General features: G+C 71.0%; 16 protein-coding genes. 9 read left to right on the top strand and 7 right to left on the bottom strand.

Annotated elements, in window-relative coordinates; genetic code table 11:
- Positions 1-390: methyl-accepting chemotaxis protein (locus P3W75_RS24415; protein WP_276229892.1), on the top strand; the 390-nt coding region annotated here is incomplete at its 5' end.
- 145 nt (positions 391-535) lie between these two features.
- Positions 536-964, top strand: coding sequence for a nuclear transport factor 2 family protein (locus tag P3W75_RS24420; RefSeq protein WP_276229893.1), 429 nt, complete (start codon positions 536-538; stop codon positions 962-964).
- A gap of 6 nt (positions 965-970) precedes the next feature.
- Here P3W75_RS24420 and P3W75_RS24425 read toward each other — a convergent pair whose 3' ends face one another.
- The 4 genes from P3W75_RS24425 to P3W75_RS24440 form a co-directional block, all read right to left on the bottom strand.
- A complete protein-coding gene (locus tag P3W75_RS24425; RefSeq protein WP_276229894.1) occupies positions 971-2,152 on the bottom strand; it encodes a GGDEF domain-containing protein in 1,182 nt (393 codons plus the stop codon).
- Between the two features lie 161 nt (positions 2,153-2,313).
- On the bottom strand, positions 2,314-6,783 hold the full coding sequence (locus tag P3W75_RS24430; protein ID WP_276229906.1) for a CHASE domain-containing protein: 4,470 nt from the start codon (positions 6,781-6,783) through the stop codon (positions 2,314-2,316).
- 60 nt (positions 6,784-6,843) lie between these two features.
- Positions 6,844-8,535, bottom strand: a complete 1,692-nt coding sequence (locus P3W75_RS24435) for a two-component system response regulator (protein ID WP_276229895.1) — start codon at positions 8,533-8,535, stop codon at positions 6,844-6,846.
- A 96-nt stretch (positions 8,536-8,631) separates the two neighbouring features.
- Positions 8,632-9,747 (bottom strand): response regulator, encoded by a 1,116-nt coding sequence (locus tag P3W75_RS24440; RefSeq protein ID WP_276229896.1) that lies wholly within the window; start codon positions 9,745-9,747, stop codon positions 8,632-8,634.
- 230 nt (positions 9,748-9,977) lie between these two features.
- On the opposite strand from P3W75_RS24440, the gene P3W75_RS24445 reads away from it, so the two are divergent.
- The 3 genes from P3W75_RS24445 to P3W75_RS24455 all read left to right on the top strand — a co-directional run bounded on the left by P3W75_RS24445 (position 9,978) and on the right by P3W75_RS24455 (position 12,579).
- A complete protein-coding gene (locus P3W75_RS24445) occupies positions 9,978-11,663 on the top strand; it encodes a sensor domain-containing diguanylate cyclase (RefSeq protein WP_430765411.1) in 1,686 nt (561 codons plus the stop codon).
- An 89-nt stretch (positions 11,664-11,752) separates the two neighbouring features.
- Positions 11,753-12,205, top strand: a complete 453-nt coding sequence (locus P3W75_RS24450) for a GNAT family N-acetyltransferase (protein ID WP_276229898.1) — start codon at positions 11,753-11,755, stop codon at positions 12,203-12,205.
- Positions 12,206-12,291: 86 nt separating this feature from the next.
- Positions 12,292-12,579, top strand: a complete 288-nt coding sequence (locus P3W75_RS24455) for a hypothetical protein (RefSeq protein ID WP_276229899.1) — start codon at positions 12,292-12,294, stop codon at positions 12,577-12,579.
- A gap of 12 nt (positions 12,580-12,591) precedes the next feature.
- On the opposite strand, the gene P3W75_RS24460 is transcribed toward P3W75_RS24455, so the two are convergent.
- Positions 12,592-13,233, bottom strand: a complete 642-nt coding sequence (locus P3W75_RS24460) for a hypothetical protein (RefSeq protein WP_276229900.1) — start codon at positions 13,231-13,233, stop codon at positions 12,592-12,594.
- Between the two features lie 247 nt (positions 13,234-13,480).
- Here P3W75_RS24460 and P3W75_RS24465 point away from each other — a divergent pair, with 247 nt between their 5' ends.
- The 4 genes from P3W75_RS24465 (at position 13,481) to P3W75_RS24480 (ending at position 16,099) form a co-directional block, all read left to right on the top strand.
- On the top strand, positions 13,481-14,041 hold the full coding sequence (locus P3W75_RS24465) for a tetratricopeptide repeat protein (protein ID WP_276229901.1): 561 nt from the start codon (positions 13,481-13,483) through the stop codon (positions 14,039-14,041).
- Between the two features lie 152 nt (positions 14,042-14,193).
- A complete protein-coding gene (locus P3W75_RS24470; RefSeq protein WP_276229907.1) occupies positions 14,194-14,685 on the top strand; it encodes an RNA polymerase sigma factor in 492 nt (163 codons plus the stop codon).
- The gene (locus P3W75_RS24475; protein WP_276229902.1) at positions 14,682-15,488 is read left to right on the top strand and encodes an anti-sigma factor family protein; all 807 of its coding nucleotides are present in this window, start codon (positions 14,682-14,684) and stop codon (positions 15,486-15,488) included. Before P3W75_RS24470 ends, P3W75_RS24475 begins: the two co-directional genes overlap by 4 nt.
- Positions 15,485-16,099 carry an START domain-containing protein gene (locus P3W75_RS24480; protein ID WP_276229903.1) on the top strand — a complete coding sequence of 205 codons (615 nt, stop codon included), beginning with the start codon at positions 15,485-15,487 and terminating at the stop codon, positions 16,097-16,099. Before P3W75_RS24475 ends, P3W75_RS24480 begins: the two co-directional genes overlap by 4 nt.
- On the opposite strand, the gene P3W75_RS24485 is transcribed toward P3W75_RS24480, so the two are convergent.
- Together P3W75_RS24485 and P3W75_RS24490 are read right to left on the bottom strand one after the other, a co-directional pair.
- Positions 16,096-17,565 carry a GGDEF domain-containing protein gene (locus tag P3W75_RS24485; protein ID WP_276229904.1) on the bottom strand — a complete coding sequence of 490 codons (1,470 nt, stop codon included), beginning with the start codon at positions 17,563-17,565 and terminating at the stop codon, positions 16,096-16,098. The two genes, P3W75_RS24480 and P3W75_RS24485, sit on opposite strands and share 4 nt — an antisense overlap.
- 95 nt (positions 17,566-17,660) lie before the next feature.
- The coding region (locus P3W75_RS24490; protein ID WP_276229905.1) for a helix-turn-helix domain-containing protein at positions 17,661-18,598 on the bottom strand (938 nt) is incomplete at its 5' end.

The raw sequence follows: 18,598 nt of genomic DNA on the forward strand, positions 1-18,598 counted from the left end.
GTGCGCAACCTGGCCCGGCGTACCCAGGAGTCGGTCGAGGAGACCCGCCTGGTGATCGAGCAGTTGCAAGCCGGCACCCGCGACGTGGTCAGCTCCATGGGCGCCAGCCACGGCCGTGCCCAGGACAGCGTCGAGCAGGTCAGCCAGGCGGTGGTGGCGCTGCAGCAGATCGGCAGCTCGGTGAGCGTGATCACCGACATGAGTCACCAGATCGCCAGCGCCGCCGAGGAGCAGAGCGCGGTGGCCGAGGAGATCAACGGCAACGTGGCGAACATCCGCGACGTCACCGAATCGCTCACCGGCCAGGCCAACGAGTCGGCGCGGGTCAGCCAGGCGTTGAACGACCTGGCCAACCAGCAGCAGGCGCTGATGGACCAGTTCCGCGTGTAACGAAGGTCGCCGGCAACTTGTGCGCGGCGATCAGTTTTCTGTCATCCGCGATCATTGAGCCGGCCTGGTGCCGGCCGTATCGTCGGTCTTCGAAGCCTCGCCGGGCGCCCGCCCGGCATAACGACAAGCACACGAGGAACCGATGATGTCCGAGATGACCCTGCACCCCAAGGCCGCCGAATCGCTGCGCCACTGGCACGCCATGATCGCCGCCCGCGACCTCTCGCAACTGCCCGAGCTGCTGGCGCCCGACGCGGTGTTTCGCTCGCCCATGGCGCACACCCCGTACCCGGGCGCGCCGGTGGTGGCGATGATCCTCAACACCGTGCTGCAGGTCTTCCAGGACTTCACCTACCACCGCGAGCTGGCCAGCGCCGACGGCCTGAACGTGGTGCTGGAGTTCGCCGCGCGGGTCGGCGAGCGCCAGCTCAAGGGCATCGACATGATCCGTTTCGACGAGCAGGGCAAGATCGTCGAGTTCGAAGTGATGGTGCGCCCGCTCAGCGGCCTGCAGGCCCTGGGCGAGGAGATGGGCAAGCGCCTGGGCGCCTACCTGGCGGCGGCCAAGGCCTGACGCGCTTCAGCCGGCCAGGCAGACGCGGTCGCGGCCGTGCTGTTTGGCCTGGTAGAGCAGGCGGTCGCAGCAGGCCAGCAGCTCGCCGGGCTGGGTGAAGGCGCGGTCGCTGGAGAGGCTCGCGCCAAGGCTGACGGTCAGGTGGCGCAAGGCGTCGGGGCGGTACAGGTGCTCGATGTCCAGGGCCGCCACGCGCTGGCGCAGGCGCTCGGCGATCTGCTGCAGCTCCAGCTGGCTGGCCACCTGCAACAGGATCACGAACTCCTCGCCGCCGTAGCGGAAGATCTGCGCCTGGCCGCTGCGCAGGGTATCGGCCATGCAGTTGGCCACTTCGCACAGGCACTGGTCGCCGGCCGGGTGGCCGTAGTGGTCGTTGAACGGCTTGAAGTAGTCGATGTCCGCCAGCAGCAGGGCGAAGGGCCGGCCGTTGCCGCGCATCTGCGTCCAGCTTTCCTCCAGGCGCCGGTCGAAGGCGCGGCGGTTGCCGACGCAGGTCAGCGCGTCGGTGGCGGCCAGTTCCTGCAGGCGCAGGTTGAGCGCGGCCAGTTCCGCGCGCTGGCGCTGGCCGTCGAGGTCGGCGAGGAAGGCGCGGCGCACGCCGTGGATGTTGGTCCAGCTGATGAACAGGCTGAACAGCAGCACCGGCAGGTACACCAGGGTGAACACCAGCAGCGCCTTCGGGTCGCCCGGGTGCAGCGCCGCCACGTAGCCGAGGATGATCGCCGAGATCGCCAGCGAGCAGGCGAGGATGCCGCGGAACGAGTAGCGCACCCCGAGGTTGCCGAGGACGATGAAGATCACCGAGGCGTAGAGGAAGGTCGGCACGTCCGGCGAGGTGCTACGCCGCAGCAGCTCGAACCAGGCCACCGTGGAAACGATGTCGTGCAGTGGCATCAGCATGTCCATCAGCAGCACGCTGCGGCTGTAGCGGAACACCAGGTAGATGTTCAGCAGGCCGATCAGGCTGAGGCCGCCGCGCAGCAGCAGCGAGGTGCTGGCCATGTCCGGGATCAGCAGGGCGTCGGCGAACACGTAGGCGTCGTAGGCCAGCATGGCGATGAAGTTGATCGCCAGCAGGAAGCCGCGGTAGTGCTGTACGACGTAGGCCTGGAAGGCCGGCCGCAGGTGCCGGGGGATGGCACTGTCGCGGCCGCGCAGGAGGGCGGGGGGGAACTCGGGCAGGCTCATGGCGCGAAAACCGGTGGCTCCTTGCCAGGCGGATGGGCTGGCGAATGGCCAGTGTAGGGGCGGGCCCCCGCAGCGTCCACCGCGAAGGCCAGCATAGGTGGCCAATGTGTCGGCTGGATGTGCGCGCGCTTGAGCGCCTGTACAAAAATGCCGCGCCCGCCTCAAAGCTCCTTGAGCAACTCCTGGCCGACCTGCAGCGCGCCCTTGAAGTCCAGCGCCTGGATCAGTTCGTTGAAGCGCAGGAAGTGTCGCGGCCAGGCCTGCTGGTGGCGGGCCAGGGCGTCCAGGCGGTCGAGCGCGTCGAGGTTGCCCGATTCCAGCAGGTCGAGGATTTCCCCCAGGCGCTCGCGCACCTGCGGCTGGCTCAGGCCGGGGGCGGTTCCCTCGGCCAGCGGCGGCGGTTCGGCGAACATCCGCTGCAGTTCGGCGAGGCTCGCCGCCAGCAGCAGGCGCAGTTCCTCCAGCGGCAGCGCCGCCAGGGCCTCGGCCGGCGCCGTGGAGCCCTGGCGCAGCAGCTCGGCTTCGAGGTTCGCCGCGCGCTCGGCGAGGGCGCAGGCGCCCATGGTCCCGGCGCTGCCCTTGAGGGTGTGGAGCAGGCCGGCGGTGCCCGCCAGGTCGTCGCCGCGGCGCAGCAGGTCGAGGCGTTGCAGCAGCTTGTCCATCTCCGGTTCGAAGCTGCGCAGCACGCGGTGGATCAGCTTCTCGTCGCCGCCGAAGCGCGCCAGCACGCCGGCGTGGCTTTCCACCAGCGCGTCGGTTTCCTCCGGCGGCGCGGGTGGCGGCGCGTCGGTGAGCGGCTCGCCGAGGTGGGCGAGCAGGCAGGCGACCAGGCGTTCCTTGTCGATCGGCTTGGCGATGTGGTCGTCCATCCCGGCGGCCAGGCATTGCTCGCGGTCGGCCTGGGCGGCGTTGGCGGTCATGGCGATGATCGGCAGGGTGGCGAAGCGGCCGTCGGCGCGGATCCGCCGGGTCGCCTCGAGGCCGTCGATGTCCGGCATCTGCACGTCCATCAGCACCGCGTCCGGCGCCAGCTGGGCCGCGCAGACGCCGTCGACGCCTTCCAGGCCGCCCTCGGCGAGCAGCACCTCGGCGCCTTCGCTGGCCAGCAGTTCGGCCGCCACTTGGCGGTTCAGGGCGTTGTCCTCGACCACCAGCAGGCGTCGCCCGGCCAGCCGGCGCTTGCTCGGGCGCGGCGCCGCTGGCGCCAGCGACGGGCCGCCGAGGGCCTGCTGCACGCTGTCGGCCAGTTGCCGGGGGGTGACCGGCTTGGTGAGGAAGTCGATGAACGGCGGCGCGTCGCTGTCGCGCACGTCGGAGAGCACCTCGCGGCCGTAGGCGGTGATCATGATGATGGTCGGCGGCGTCTGCGCCCCGGCTTCGCGCTGGATCAGCCGGGCGGCGCGTAGGCCGTCGAGGTCGGGCATGCGCCAGTCCATCAGCACCACGTCGTAGCGCAGGCCGCGCTGGCTGGCCTCGCGGTAGCGCGCCACCGCCTGCATGCCGCCGCCGACCTGGTCGGCGCGCCAGCCCAGCGACTGGCAGGTGCGCAGCAGCAGTTCGGCGGCGCTGGGGTTGTCGTCCACCACCAGCAGCTGCAGCGGCCGGTCGACCACCGCGCTGCCGGCCTTCAGCGGCTTGTCGCTGACCACCGGCAGGCGCAGGTCGAACCAGAACCGGCTGCCTTCGCCGGGGTTGCTCCAGGCCTGCAGCTCGCCGCCCATCAGCTCGACCAGGCGCTTGCAGATGAACAGCCCCAGCCCGGTGCCGCCGAAGCGCCTGGCGGTGGAGGCCTCGGCCTGGGTGAAGCTGTCGAAGATGCGCTGCAGCTGCGCGGCGCTGATGCCGATGCCGCTGTCGCTCACCGCCACCCGCAGGTCCAGCAGGTCGCCGGCGCGGCCCAGGCGCTCGACGCTGACCACCACCTGGCCGTGGTCGGTGAACTTGATGGCGTTGCCGGCCAGGTTGATGAGGATCTGCTGCAGGCGCAGCTGGTCGCCGAGCAGCACGCCGGGCAGGTCCGGGTCGATGTCGAAGAGCATCTCCACGTCCTTGCTGCCGAGGTTGCCCGAGAGCACCACGGCGAGGTCGCGCATCAGCGTTTCCAGCTCGAACGGCTGCTCGTCGAGGAGCAGCTTGCCGGCCTCGATCTTCGAGTAGTCGAGGATGTCGTTGAGCAGGCCGAGCAGCGAGTCGGCCGCCGAGTGGGCCTTGTCGATGTAGTCGCGCTGGCGCGCATTGAGCTCGGTCTGCTGGGCCAGGAAGAGCATGCCGAGCACGGCGTTCATCGGCGTGCGGATTTCGTGGCTCATGTTGGCCAGGAAGCTGGACTTGGCGGCGTTGGCGGCGTCGGCCTGCTCCTTGGCCTGGCGCAGGGTCGCCTGCATTTCGCGTTCGGCGGTGATGTCCAGGTTGATCCCGGTGACGCGCAGCGGCGTGCCGTCGGGGCCGCGCTCGACCCGCGCGGAGGCCTGGATGAAGCGCGTACGGCCGCTGGGCAGGACCAGGCGGTAGGTGCGCGCGTAGGTGTCCTGGCCGTCCACCGCGGCCAGCAGCCCGGCCACCGTGGCCTTGGCGTCGTCGGGGTGCAGGCGCTCGCTCCAGTGCTCGAAGCACAGGCCGTTGTCGGCCAACTCCGGCGGCTGCTCGTAGAGGGCGAACATGCGCTCGTTCCAGTGCAGGGTGTTGTCGCCCAGGCGCCACCACCAGATGCCCAGGTCGGCGACCTCGGCGGCCAGCGCCAGCTGGTCGCGGGCCAGGGTGAGCTTGTCTTCGGCGGCCTTGCGCTCGGTGATATCGACGGCGATGCCCAGGTAGCCGCTGACCTGCCCGGCGTCGTCGCGGATGGCGGTGACCACCAGGCTCACCGGCAGCTGCGAGCCGTCCTTGCGCCGGCAGGTCCATTCGCGGGTCTCGGCGCCGTCGCGCTCGGCCTTGTGCACCAGGGCGCGGAAACCCTCGATCGGCTCGCCGAGGCGCTGGCTCAGCCGCGCCGCGTGGGCGTCCAGCTCCTCTTCCAGGTGCAGCAGCGATGGCGTGGCCTGGCCTTCCAGCTCGGCCGCGCGGTAGCCGAACATGCGCTCGGCGCCGCTGTTGAACACGCGGATGGTGCCGTCGGCGTCGGTGGCGATGATCGCCACTTCCGAGGCCGAGCGCAGCACGCTGCTGAGCAGGCGGTTCAGTTCGTCCAGCTCGGCGGTGCGCTCGGCCACCTGGCGCTCCAGGCCGCTGTTGAGTTCGCGGATGTGCGCCTCGGCGGCTTTCTGCGCGGAGATGTCGCGCAGGGTGGTCGAGGTGCCCACCACCTGGCCGCGCGGGCCGAGGATCGGCGACACCGTGAGGGCCACGTCGAGCAGGCGGCCATCCTGGTGGCGGCGCTGGGTGTCGTAGGCCGGGATGTGCTCGCCGAGGGCCACGCGGACCAGCATGTTCTCGTCCTCGGCGACCCGCTCCGGCGGCACCAGCAGGCTGCTCGACTGGCGGCCCAGGGCCTGTTCGGCGGTGTAGCCGAACAGCTGGCGGGCGCCGGCGTTCCAGCTGCTGATCTCGCCCTTGAGGTTCTTGCCGATGATGGCGTCGGTGGAGGATTCGACGATCGCCGCCAGGCGCGCGCGCTGCTCGATGATCTGCGCGCGGCGCTGGCGGCTGACCGCCATGGCGCCGAGCAGGGCGGCCAGCAGCAGGCTGCCCAGGCAGCCGGCGGCGAACAGCACCGACGGCGCCAGCGGGTGCAGGCGGGCGAGGAAGGCCGGGTGAACGCTGTACTCCAGTTGCCAGCGGCGGCCGAACACGTCGCGCTGCAGGCTCTGCGGATAGAGGCGCGGGGTGCCGGTGTCGGCGCCGCTGTTGTAGAAGACATCGCCGTCGCCGCTGTCGGTGACGTCGGCCAGCTCGAAGTGCACGGCCGGGTCGTTCAGCCGCAGGTCGTCGAGCACCTCGCTCATCAGCAGTGGCGCGTAGGCCCAGCCGACGGCACCGGCCTGGCGCTGCTCGATGGTCGCCGGGGTGACGCCGTCGCGATAGACCGGCAGCAGCATGAGGAACGACTGCGAGGTGGCGCCGGAGGCCTGCACCAGGGTGATCGGCGCGCTCAGGCGCGGCAGCCCGGTGCGCAGCGCCGCCTCGGCGGCCTGGCGGCGGCGTGGCTCGGAGGCGACGTCCAGGCCGATGGCCGGCAGGTTGCTGGCTTCCGGCTCGACGTACTGGATGACGTAGCGCTCGCCGGGGTTGGCCTCGACCTGGTGGATGGCGAAGTCCGGCCGGCCTTCGGCGCGGGCCGCGCGCAGGAAGGCCGCCTCGTCGGCCAGCGGCACCCGGCGGATGTAGCCGAAGCCACGGGCGCCGGGAAACTCCAGGGCGATGTCGCGGGTCTGGCTGTAGCGATGGAAGAGGGCACGGTCGATATGCTCGGGCCCGGCGGTCATCACCGCGCCACGAGTGCCGCGCAGGCCGTACTGGTACAGCTCGATGCGCGCCTGCACGGCGTCGGCCAGGCGCCTGGCCTCCTGCTCCACGGCGATGCGCGCCTGGTCCTGGTTGCTGTTCTGCAGCAGCCAGGCGCCCACTCCGGAGCAGATCACCCCCAGGGCCAGCACGGCCCAGGACCAGCGGTTGAAGCTGAGGTTGCCCGGCATCGTGGTCTTCACCCGTTCACTCCCGTTCCTGGTCGGCCCGTGGTCGTCGCTCCGGCGCGCTCATCGCGCCAGGCCGTCGGCCAGCAGGCGGGTCATGTCCGCGCAGGGAATCGGCCGGCAATACAGGTAGCCCTGCATCACCGGGCAGCCCAGGGCCACCAGCGCCTGCTCCTGGTGGGCACTCTCGACGCCCTCGGCGACCAGCTCCAGGCCCAGGGCCTGGCCGAGCTTGACGATGGCCTCGACTATGGCCGAGTCACTGCGGTCCTGGAGCATGTCGCGGACGAAGCTCTGGTCGATCTTCAGCACGTCGATCGGGAAACGCTTGAGGTAGGCCAGGCTGGAATAGCCGGTGCCGAAGTCGTCGATGGCGATGCGCACCCCCAGCCCGCGCAGGGCCGCCAGGGTCTGCCGCGAGCCGAAGCGGTCGCTGGCCAGCACGCCCTCGGTGATTTCCAGTTCCACCCGCTGCGGCTCCACGCGGGTCTGCGCGAGGATTTCGGCGACCTGGCCGACGAAGCTCTCGTTGCGGAACTGCACGGCGGAGATGTTCACGCTCACCGACAGGTCGTGGCCGGCGTCGCTCCAGGCGCGCGCGTCCTGGCAGGCGCGCAGGAGGATCTGCTGGCCGATCGGGACGATCAGCCCGGTTTCCTCGGCCAGCGGGATGAACTCGGCCGGTGGCACCAGGCGGCCGTCGCCGTCGCGCCAGCGGATCAGCGCCTCGACCCCGACGATGCGCCGCGCGGTGGCCTCCACCTTGGCCTGGTAGAAGACCTCGAACACCCCCGTTTCCAGGGCCCGGCGCAGGTGCCGTTCGAGCAGGTGGCGGGCGCGCATGCGGCTTTCCAGGTCGGCCGAGAAGAAGCAGTAGCCGTTGCGCCCGGCGGCCTTGGCCTGGTACATCGCTGAGTCGGCGTGGCGGTACAGCGCCTCGGCCTCGTCGCTGTCGTCGGGGTAGAGGCTGATGCCGATGCTGGCGCTCATGTGGTAGCCGGTGTTGCGGATCAGGTAGGGCTCGGCGATGGCCGCCTGCAGGCGCGCGGCGAAGTCGCCGATGGCCTCGAAGCCGTGCACTTCCGGCAGCAGGATGGCGAATTCGTCACCGCCGGGCCGGCACACGGTGTCCATGCTGCGGCAGTGTTCGGTCAGCCGGCGCGCGGTCTCCTGCAGCAGGGCGTCGCCCACCGAGTGGCCCTCGGCGTCGTTGATCGCTTTGAAGTTGTCCAGGTCCAGCAACAGCAGGCCGACCCGCTGGCGGTTGCGCCGGGCGCCTTCGATGGCCTGGGCGATGCGGTCGTTGAGCAGGTTGCGGTTGGGCAGGTTGGTCAGCGGGTCCTGGTTGGCCAGGACCTTGGCCAGGTGCCGCAGGCGCGCGTGGGTGCGGATGCGCGCGCGGGCCACCGGCAGGTTCATCGGCTTGGGAATGAAGTCCACGCCGCCCACCTGCAGGGCGCGCAGCTCGTGGGAGACCTGGTTGTAGGCGGTGACGAAGATGACCGCGGCGTCGCACAGGCGCGGGTCGGCCATCAGCGCCTGGCACACCTCGAAGCCGTCCATGCCGGGCATCTCGATGTCCAGCAGGACCACGTCCGGGCGGATCCGCCGGGCCAGGTCCAGGGCCTGCCAGCCGTTGCCGGCGAAATGGATCACCCCCAGGCCCTTGGCGGCCTCGCCGAGCAACTGGATGTCGCTGACCTGGTCGTCGACGATCAGGATGACCGAATCGTAGTTGCGCATCTCTTCCGGCATTCCGTTGCTCCAGCAGGACAACTTTCCGAAGGAACCCAGGCTCTGAGGCTAGACCAGAACGACCGTACCTACCTCTGCATGCTGTCGATTCGCCAACTATCCGGCGCCGGCCAGCCGCCGCAGGCGTTCGCACACGGCGGCGTCCTCGCCGGCCAGTTCGGCGCCGGCCAGGCGCATCAGCACCTGCTCGCGGCGCGCCTGGCGCGGCGGCAGGGTGTAGACGGCGCCGACCAGCTCGCGCAGCGCCATGGGCAGGCCCAGGCGCGCCTTGAGGGTCACCGCGAACGGCTGGCTGAACTCCTCCAGGGCGCGACGCAGCGCGTCTTCGTCCAGACACCCGGCACGCGCCTGCCAGCGCCGCGCCAGGCCCAGCACGCTGAGCTCTCCCAGGCGGTGCAGGCGCGCGGCGCTCAGCAGCGGCGCCGGGTCCAGCGCGCACTCGGCGGCCAGGGCGGCGAGCCGTTCGGCCAGGCGTTCGGCGGCGTCCAGCTGTTCGGCCAGCAGGCTGGCCAGCAGCGCGTCGGCGGCGGCCGGCGGTTCCTGGCTCAGCGCCAGGGCGCCGGCCAGCTCCAGGCAGGGCGCGTGGCCCAGGCGGCGCAGCGCTTCGCCCAGCTCCAGGCAGGGCGTCTCGGTGGTCTGCTGGCCATGGTTGGCGGCGGCGATCAGTTGGACGCAGAGCGCCGGGTCGCGCTGCCAGGCGGCCAGGTCCTCGGCGTCCAGCGGCGCGTCGCCGGCCGGGCGCCCCAGCAACCGCGCGCGGGTGCTTTCCAGCAGTGGCAGCTCCAGGCTTTCGGCGCCAAGGCCGGCGAGGTAGCCGAGGAAGTCTTCGGCCGGTGGCGCGGGCGCCTCGGCGACCTTGAGCACCGCTTCCAGCGCCTCGACCAGGCGCGGCACCTGGAACGGTTTGGCGATGAACGCGCTGATGCCCAGCCGGCGCACGGCCAGGACGCTGTCGCGGTCGGCGCGGCCGGTGACCATCAATACGGGGGTGAGGCCGTCGTGTTCGCGCAGGGCCTGGAGGAATTCCAGGCCGCTGCCGTCGGGCAGGTTCCAGTCGACCACGATGGCCGCGTAGGACTGCCGGCGGGCCGCCGGCAAGGCCTCGGCGAGGCGACCGACGACGTCTATCTCGGCGCTCGGCCGCACCTTGAGCACCACCTGGCGGATCAGCGCGGCGATCCAGGGGGCGTCTTCGAGAATCAGCAGGCGCATGGACGGTCCCTCGTGTACGGGCGAAAGGGCGGCGACCACCGCCCGGGAAAATTCATCGCGCCGTAATACATAGCTCATTTGCGCCGGGTTCTCCTGTTCCGGCGCGGCCGATGAACTGCGCTTGCCAGCCGATGGCGGGCAATGACGCCATATGGCCATTATGGATAGACTGCCCGGTACATGGCCGAAGTTCCTGGGCGGCTCCGTGAGTACCTGAGCGAGTAGTGCGGATGCAGAGCGTGAGTACAGGGTGCGCAATGGAGAGGCTTGACGATCCACGCTACGCCGCGCTGTTGCGCCTGGCGCAGCGCCATTTCGCGGTACTCGCGACCGCGCTGACCGGCTTCGAGAGCGGACGTTCGCGGTTGCGCGCCAGCCTCGGGCTGAGCGCCGCCGAGCAGGCACGCCTGGTCGCCAGCCTGGCCGGGCAGGGCGAGCGCTTCGCCGGCGAGCGCCTGCGCTTCCAGTTCGCCTTCCCCCTGGCCGCCGCCGACGGCGCCGAACTCGGCCAGCTGTGGCTGTTCGACGAGCGGTCGCGGGAATTCTCCGTCGAGCAACGCGAGGCCCTGGGCGAGTTCGCCGAACTGGCCGCCGCGCTGTTCGAGCCGGCGCCGCTGCGCGACGACTCGGGAAAGGAGTCGCTGCGCCTGGCCCTGGCGGTGGAGGGTAGCGGCACCGGCATCTGGGATCGCCACGTGCCCAGCGGCACCATGCATTACTCGCGGGGCTGGAAGGCGCTGCTGGGCTACGCCGAGGAAGATATCGGCGAGCGCATCGAGGAGAGCTACACCCGCATCCACCCGGACGACCTGGCCTACGTCAAGGCCACCATCGAGGCGCACTTCGACGGGCGCACGCCGGTCTACGAGGTGGAGCACCGCATCCGCCGCAAGGACGGCGAGTACATGTGGGTGTGCAGCCGCGGCAAGGTGGTCGAGCGCGACGGCGCCGGGCGGGCGCTGCGCATGCTCGGCACCACCACCGACATCACCGCGCTGCGCGGGCTGTCCGAGCGCCTGCGGGAGAACGTCGAGCTGCTCACCGACCTGACCAACGAAATCCCCGGCATGGTCTTCCAGTTCCGTCGCCTGCCCGACGGCAGCGCGCGCTTCCCCTACGTCAGCGGCGGCAGCCGGGAAATCTACGGCATGGCTCCGGAGGAACTCGCCGACGCGCCCACCGAACGCATCCGCGCGATCATCCACCCCGAGGACATGCCGCGCTACCTGGCGGCGCTGGAGGCCTCGGCGCGGACCATGGTGCCCTGGCAGCTGGAATACCGCGTGCTGCTCCCGGAACTGGGCGTGCGCTGGCGCCAGGGCCACGCCCACCCGCGCCGGCAGACCGACGGCAGCGTGCTCTGGCACGGCTTCATCACCGACATCACCGAACGCAAGCGCATCGAGGCCGAACTGCAGGTGCTGGCCACCACCGACTTCCTCACCCAGCTGCCCAACCGGCGCTGCTTCATGCACCAGCTGCAGGCCGAGTTGGCCCGCGTGCAGCGCGGCGGCGAACGCAGCGCGGCGGTGCTGATGTGCGACCTGGACCACTTCAAGGCGATCAACGACCGCTGGGGCCACGCGGTGGGCGACCTGGCCCTGCGCCACTTCGCCGACATCCTCGGCGGCCTGATCCGCCGCAACGACAGTGTCGGGCGCATGGGTGGCGAGGAGTTCGCGGTGGTGCTCAGCGACGCCAACCGCGACAACGCGGTGATCTTCGCCCAGCGCCTGCAGGACCACGTGGCGCTGGCCCCGCTGTTGCACGAGGGCGAACGCATCCCGCTGAGCCTGAGCATCGGCATCGCCGACATGGACGCCGGCGACGCCACCGCCGAAGCGGTGCTGTCGCGCAGCGACCTGGCGCTCTACCGCGCCAAGCAGAACGGGCGCAATCGCATCGAATACCTCTAGCGGCCGAGCAGACCGTAGTCGCCGAGGCGGGCGCGTGGCGCGCCGGATGGGCTATGGTGCAGTCTGGACCCGGCCCCGAGGAGGCCCCCGTGACCCCACGCGTCGAAGTGCAGCGCGCCAGCCTGGCGCAGGAACCGCTGCTGGCGGCCATGCTGCCGGGCTATTTGCACGAACTCGGCGTGGACTGCGATCTCTACCCGTACCTGGCGCTGTACTGGGTGGAGGAGGGGCGCCACCCGTACCTGATCCGCGTCGACGGCCAGGTGGCCGGCTTCGCCCTGGTGCGCCGGTTGAGCGAGCAGGGGCTGTGGGAGCTGGCCGAGTTCTACGTCGCCGGCGCCTTGCGTCGCCGCGGCGTGGGCCGCAGCGCGGCCTGGGCGCTGTTCGCCGAGCACCCGGGGGCCTGGCAGCTCAACGTGCTGACCGGCAACCGCGACGCCCTGGCGTTCTGGTTGCGGGTGGTGCCGCGCGGCACCGTGCCGCTGCCGGTGGACGATCCGCAGGCCTGGCCGCACCTGCGTTTCCGTTTCCGCGTCGGCTGACCCTTGCCAGGCGCCGCGCGGAAGGGCAGATTGTGCGCCCGCGATTTCTCCCTTCGCCTTGCCCTTCGCCATTTCCGGAGCCCGCCATGCCGCACTTCACCGCCACCGTCACCGTCAGCGCCGAACACTGGGGCCGTGAAACCGAGGCCGTGGACAACCCCGGCATCCGCGTCGAACTGCGCAGCCTGGAGCCGGGGCTGATGGAACTGGGCTTCAGCGGCCAGCTGGCGGCCCCCGAGGAGCCGACCCACGTCTGCGTCAGCCTGGACAACGGCCTCAACTACTACGGCCCGATCACCGGCGGCAGCGCCGACGAGAACGGTGGGCGCATGAGCTTCGAGTGCGACATGGTCGAGCCCGAGTTGCTGGTCTGAGTCCAATAACCCTCAGCGCACCCGGTAGCTGGCCGGGTCGATGAGCGCGCCGTTATCCAGGCGCGCCAGCTTGCGGTTGATCTGCTCGCCGCTGCCGTCGCGGAACAGCCCGGTCTGGTAGTTGCCCGCGCAGATCGCGTCGGCGCGGGCGCACAGGCGCTGGTCGACGACGAACACGCCGTCCAGGTTGGTGGCGGCGCCGATCAGGTCGCCATGGCCGGTGAACAGCGCCGCGAGGTAGGACGGATAGCCGAGGCTTTCGACCTGCTCGCGCGGCACCAGCGCGGTGGCGTTGAGGGTGTAGCTGCCGAGGCGGTAGAAGGCCACCGGCACGGCGCCGCCGATGCTCGCGTCGAACGCCTCGCGCGACAGGTGCACGGTACGCTCGTGGTCCGGCTGCGAGGCGCGCACCGCCGCCACGTATTCGGCGTAGCCACGGGCCTTGGCTTCCTCGCTGTCGAAGCGCGTCAGCAGCCCCAGGTTGCCCACCAGCAGCACCCGGCGGGCGTTCTCGACGGTGACCTGCAGCGGCTTGCCCTGTTCGCGCCGGTAGATCTCCACGCGCTCGCCGCGCGGGTCGGCGCCCAGGTCGTACTTCGCCGGGGCGCAGGCGCCGAGGGCGAGCAGCAGCGGGGTAATCAGCAGTCTCTTCATCTTCCTTGCTCCTTTGGCGTGGGCCGACCGCCGGCCGACCCGATAGACGGCAACTCATGTCCTGCGGGGCGAACCCCATGCGCCGATTATTGGTGGGCGCCGAGGGCGGCGGCCAGGCTCGCGGGGCTTTTTGAGAAAGCCCCTAGCGCGGCGACAAGCGGTGTGAAAAAGCCATCGATGGCACCGAATAAGGCGTGCCCTCTGGGTGTTCACAGCTGGCCAATCCGCCACTTCCAGGAGCCCCGCCATGACCAAGCTTTCCCCGCTCCGCGTGCAGTTGCTGCTGTTCCTGCTGCTGGCCTGCCTGGGCGCGCTGCTGCCCATCGGCGCCGCCAGCGCCAACGGCGGCAGCGATGACGACGACAAGACCAAGGCCGTCCCCGATTGCCCGCGCGGCGAAGTGCGCGACAGCGCCAGCCAGCGCTGCCTGGAACAGACCAGCAGGCGCCTGCCGGACGCCGACCGCAGCGCCTACGCCTACCGCCTGGCCAAGGCCGGGCGTTATGAAGAGGCCCTGGCGCTGCTCGACACGATGCGCCAGCCGAATACCGCCGAGGCCCTCAACTACCGCGGCTACGCGACGCGCAAGCTGGGTCGCGTCGACGAAGGCATCGGCTACTATCTGCAATCGGTACGTCTCGATCCGAAGTACCCCAAGGTGCGCGAGTACCTGGGCGAAGCCTATGTGCAGCAAGGCCGCCTGGACCTGGCCCGCGAGCAGTTGCACAGCATCCAGGGGCTCTGTGGCAAGGGCTGCGAGGAGTACCGTGATCTGGCGGGGGCCATCGCCCAGTCCGAGCGCCTATGAACGATCGCAGCCAGACGCTGCGGCCGCTGCCATGGGAGCACGCGCGGACCGCGAGCGGCCCGCCCGAGCGTCATTCAGGCGGCCCGCCGGTGCGGCGGCCGCGCAGTGCAGCGGAGGCGACCATCGCACAAGCAGCGGATATTCGCGCGGAGATCGGCCAGTACCTGGCGCGCCTGTGGCGCTACGCGCTGGTCCTGGCGCGCCAGCCCCATGTCGCCGACGACCTGGTCCAGGCCACCTGCGTGCGCGCCCTGGAACGCGCCGCGCAATTCAGTTCCGGTAGCCGCCTGGACCGTTGGCTGTTCGCCATCCTGCGTTCGATCTGGCTCAACGAGATTCGCTCGCGGCGGGTGCGCAGCGGCCACGGCGTGGTGGACGCGGAAAGCGAGCTGGTGTTCGACGGCGAGGGCCAGGTGCAGGCCGAGGTGCTCGCCGGGCAGGTGCTGCGACGCGTCGCGGCGCTGCCCGAGGCGCAGCGCGAGACGCTGTTCCTGGCCTATGTCGAGGGCTTGAGCTACCGCGAGGTGGCCGAGATCCTCGGGGTGCCCATCGGCACCGTGATGAGCCGCCTGGCGGCGGCTCGCTTGAAACTGGCGGAAGCCGCCGCAGTCGAAACGGCGCCAGCCAGGGGAGGACGGCGATGAACGAACAGGGCGGGATGGCCCGGGTTTCCGACGAAACCCTGGTGGCCTTCATCGATGGCGAACTGGACGCCGAGCAGGCCCGCGAAGTCGAGGCACGGATCGCCGCCGACGCCGAACTGGCGCAACGCCTGGACAGCCTGTGCAGCGGTTGCCGGGGCCTCGACGAAGCTTTCGACGCGCTGCTCGCGCAGGCCCCGGTGGAGCGCCTGGGCGCCAGCCTCGCGCCGGCGACCAGGCCCCAGGCCAGTTCGCAGCGCAGTGGCGTCAAGCGCCGCTGGCTGGCCTTCGCGGCGGCCGCCTGCCTGGTCCTGGGCATGGGCGCCGACCGCCTGCTGCTCGGCGCCCTCGGCGGCCACCACGACGAAGAGGCGAGCTGGCGCCAGCGGGTCGCCGACTACATGTCGCTGTACACCGTGCAGACCCTCGACCACCTCTCGGTGGAAGACAGCCTGCGCCAGGCCCAGCTGACCAGCGTCGGCGCGCGCCTGGGCCTGGCCCTGCCGGCGGCGGACCTGCAACTGGACGGCGCCAGCCTGCGCCGCGCGCAGATCCTCGAATACGACGGGGTGCCGATCGCCCAGCTGACCTACCTGGACGAGCGCTACGGCCCCATGGCGCTGTGCATCACCCGTGGCGACGGCAAGCCGTCGGCGCTGGAGCAGGAGCGTCGCGAAGGCATGAACCTGGTGTACTGGAAGGATGCCGGCCACGCCTACCTGCTGATCGGCCACCAGCCGCCGCAGGACCTGCAATCCATGGCCGCCGGCCTGCGCGAACGCCTGGGGAGCGGCGGTGGGGTATGAAGCGCCTGCTGCTGGGCCTGCTGCTCTGCGTCGCGGCGGCCCAGGCGCCGGCCCAGGACAGCTGGCGCCTGGCCCGTGAGGAAGACGGCATCCGTGTCTACCTGAGCCCGGTGCCGGGCTCGAAGTACCAGAGCTATCGCGGCGTGGTCGACATCCGCGCCAACGTGCAGACCCTCGCCGACCTCCAGGAAAACCTGCGGGTGGCCTGCAAGTGGCTGTATTCCTGCGCCGAACTGCGCCTGCTGAAGGCTAGCGGCGACGATGTCTGGCTGTACATGCGCACCGCGCTGCCATGGCCGGCGCGCTCGCGCGACCTGGTGCTGCGCATCAGCACCGAACGTACCGCCGACGGCGGCCTGCTGCGGCGCATCCAGGCGGTGCCGGACTACCTGCCGCCGGTGCCGGGGCAGATTCGCGTGCCGATCCTGGCCGGGCTCTGGAGCCTGGCGCCGCTGGCCGACGGGCGCACCCGGGTGGTCTACCAGATGCGCGCCGAGCCGGGTGGCAGCGTGCCTTCGTGGCTGGCCAACGACTTCGTGGTGGACGCCCCGCTGGACACCCTGCGCACCCTCCGCGCGGTGGCCGAGCGCCAGGGGCCGCGCGCGCCCTAGAGGCTGGTCGCGCTGGCCGGGCGGTAGGCCGCGACGCGGTTGCGCCCGCCGTGCTTGGCGTCATACAGCGCGGTGTCGGCGGCCTTGACCAGGGCTTCCAGGCTGTCGGCGCCGGAAGTGGCGCTGCAGGCCACGCCGATGCTCAGGGTCAGCACCCCGAGCGGGCCATGCTCGTGGGGCAGGGCGCGGGCCTGGAGGCTGGCGCGAATCCGCTCGGCGAGGGCCAGGGCGTGGCGTTCGTCGGTGTCGCCGAGCAGCACCACGAACTCTTCGCCGCCATAGCGCGCCGCGCAATCCGAGGGGCGCCGGGCGTGGCTGTCGATGACTTCGGCGGTCACTTGCAGCGCGGCGTCGCCGGCCGGGTGGCCGTAGTGGTCGTTGTAGGCCTTGAACTTGTCGATATCCATCAGCAGCACCGCCAGCGGCTGGCCGCTGCGTTGCGTGCGTGACCATTCCAGGGTGGAGCGCAGGTCGAAGCCACGGCGATTGTGCAGGCCGGTCAGCGGGTCGGTGCTGGCGGCGACGGTCAGCTCGTCGACCTCGGCGTTGCGCCGGCGCAGCTGGCGGATCGCGAGCAGGGTGACGGCGACCATGGCCAGGTCCAGGGCCAGCGCCAGCAGGCCGATGACCCAGGCCCGCGAGCGCCAGTCGGCGTAGATTTCGCGGGAGGGCAGGGCGACCTCGAAGACCAGCGGGTATTCGCCGATGCGGCGGAAGTCGTACCAGTGCTCGGTGCCGTCGGCGGCGTTGCCGAAGAACCCATTGGCGCCGTCGCGCAGGTGGCTCCGGAAGGCCTGGTCGGCGGCCGGCTGGCCCTCGGTGTCCGGCCAGCCGGCCAGTGCGGTGCCGTCGAGCATACGCAGTTGCAGGGTGGCGCCCGGCTCCAGCGCCAGGCCGCTGAACAGCTCGCGGAAGTAGTCCAGGCGCAGGGTCGCGGCGGCCACTCCGGCGAAGCTGCCGTCGGGGTGCTCCAGGCGCCGGCTCAGTGCCACGCTGGGCTGCGCGGCGCTGGCCTGCGGGGTATAGGGGTGGCTGATGAACAGGCGCGGGCTGGCGCCGCGGCTCTGTACCTGGAAGTACTCGCGCTGGGTGATGTCGGCCTGTTCCGGCAGCTGCTTGCCCAGACCGAAGGTGATGCGCCCCTGGGCGTTGGCGATGAACACCGAGCCCAGGCCGCGGGCCTGGGCGCTGTAGTCGCGCAGCAGGGAATCGCGCACCGTCTCCGGCAGCGCGCGCAGCTCCGGCTCGCGGTGCGCGTGGGCCAGGGCGGCGAGGGTCATGTCGTACAGGTCGAGGTTGCGCTGCACGTCGTGCTGCACCAGCACGGCGATGTTGTGCGCGCTGCTGCGCGCGGCGTCCAGCGCGTCGCGGCGCATCTGCAGGATGGCCCACAGGGAGAGGCTGCTGAGCACCGCCATCAGCGCCAGGCTGACGAGGGCGATGAGACTCGGACGACGGACCAGCATGGCGGGAGATCCACTCGAAGTCGGTGTATGGGGGAACGCGCGCGGCGAATGCCGCACAAGGCATATAGCAGTTGCGCGGCGAGTTGTCCGCCGTATCAGCGCTGGCGCAGGGTCAGCGACGGCTGCTCGTCGTACAGGCGCTTGTACAGCGTGGAGAAGTGGCTGGAGCTGGCGAAGCCCAGGTCCAGGGCCAGCTCGGTGATGCTCCGCGGCGCTTCCTGCTTGAGCCGGCGGCGCGCCTCGGCCAGGCGCAGGCTGAGGAAGAACTGCTGCGGGGTGGCCTGGCAGATCTGCCGGAAGCAGTACTGCAGGGTGCGCTGGCTGGTGTGCAGGTCGCGGCACAGTTGCAGCAGCGACAGCGGCCGGGTGAGGTCCAGCTGCATGCGCTCGATCGCCGCCAGCACCAGGCGCCGGTGCTGTTCCAGGGTGCGCGGCGGCGCCGCGTCGGCGCGGCCGGCGTCCAGGGCCTGGAGCAGGCAGCTCAGCGCGGAATGGATGGCGGTGCTGGCGTGGGTCGGGTCCTCCGGGCTCCAGCGGCTGGCGGAGAAGGCCCCGACCGAGGCGCCGAGGCTCTGCCGCAGGCGTTGCGCGGCGGCGGCCGACAGTTCCAGGCGGCGTTGCGCCAGGGCCTGTTCCAGGCGCTCCTGCTCCTCGCCGCCGAGCAGGCGTTGCAACAGGCCCTCGCCGAGGCCCAGGCCGAGCATGTGGATTTCGCCGGCGGCGCAGATTTCCAGCTCCTGGCCGCCGGGCAGCACCAGCAGGGTGTCGTCGCGCAGCGCCTGGCCGTTGAAGCGCGCCTCGGCGCAGACCCGCAGCGGAATGCCGATCACCACCTGGCCTGGCGGCGGGGCCATGTTCTCGCGCAGGTGCAGGTTGGAGTGTTCGTAGATCAGCGAGGCCTCGGCCAGCTGCACATGCAGCAGCTCGGCCTGCAGGCGACCGCGGCCGAGCTGGGTGTAGGCCTGGCTCCAGCCGGCGAGGGCGTCGGCCAGTTCGTCGGAGTCCGAGGCGCGGTGGCGGGCGATGCCGGTCA

The sequence above is a fragment of the Pseudomonas citronellolis genome, from assembly GCF_029335315.1.
Lineage (GTDB): Bacteria > Pseudomonadota > Gammaproteobacteria > Pseudomonadales > Pseudomonadaceae > Pseudomonas > Pseudomonas citronellolis_A.

What these genes read in the sequence shown, in the direction of transcription:
- P3W75_RS24420 (WP_276229893.1), top strand. Translation starts at nt 536, where the DNA reads ATGTCCGAGATGACCCTGCACCCCAAGGCCGCCGAATCGCTGCGCCAC.
- P3W75_RS24425 (WP_276229894.1), bottom strand. Translation starts at nt 2,152, where the DNA reads ATGAGCCTGCCCGAGTTCCCCCCCGCCCTCCTGCGCGGCCGCGACAGT.
- P3W75_RS24430 (WP_276229906.1), bottom strand. Translation starts at nt 6,783, where the DNA reads ATGCCGGGCAACCTCAGCTTCAACCGCTGGTCCTGGGCCGTGCTGGCC.
- P3W75_RS24435 (WP_276229895.1), bottom strand. Translation starts at nt 8,535, where the DNA reads ATGCCGGAAGAGATGCGCAACTACGATTCGGTCATCCTGATCGTCGAC.
- P3W75_RS24440 (WP_276229896.1), bottom strand. Translation starts at nt 9,747, where the DNA reads ATGCGCCTGCTGATTCTCGAAGACGCCCCCTGGATCGCCGCGCTGATC.
- P3W75_RS24445 (WP_430765411.1), top strand. Translation starts at nt 9,978, where the DNA reads ATGCAGAGCGTGAGTACAGGGTGCGCAATGGAGAGGCTTGACGATCCA.
- P3W75_RS24455 (WP_276229899.1), top strand. Translation starts at nt 12,292, where the DNA reads ATGCCGCACTTCACCGCCACCGTCACCGTCAGCGCCGAACACTGGGGC.
- P3W75_RS24460 (WP_276229900.1), bottom strand. Translation starts at nt 13,233, where the DNA reads ATGAAGAGACTGCTGATTACCCCGCTGCTGCTCGCCCTCGGCGCCTGC.
- P3W75_RS24465 (WP_276229901.1), top strand. Translation starts at nt 13,481, where the DNA reads ATGACCAAGCTTTCCCCGCTCCGCGTGCAGTTGCTGCTGTTCCTGCTG.
- P3W75_RS24475 (WP_276229902.1), top strand. Translation starts at nt 14,682, where the DNA reads ATGAACGAACAGGGCGGGATGGCCCGGGTTTCCGACGAAACCCTGGTG.
- P3W75_RS24480 (WP_276229903.1), top strand. Translation starts at nt 15,485, where the DNA reads ATGAAGCGCCTGCTGCTGGGCCTGCTGCTCTGCGTCGCGGCGGCCCAG.
- P3W75_RS24485 (WP_276229904.1), bottom strand. Translation starts at nt 17,565, where the DNA reads ATGCTGGTCCGTCGTCCGAGTCTCATCGCCCTCGTCAGCCTGGCGCTG.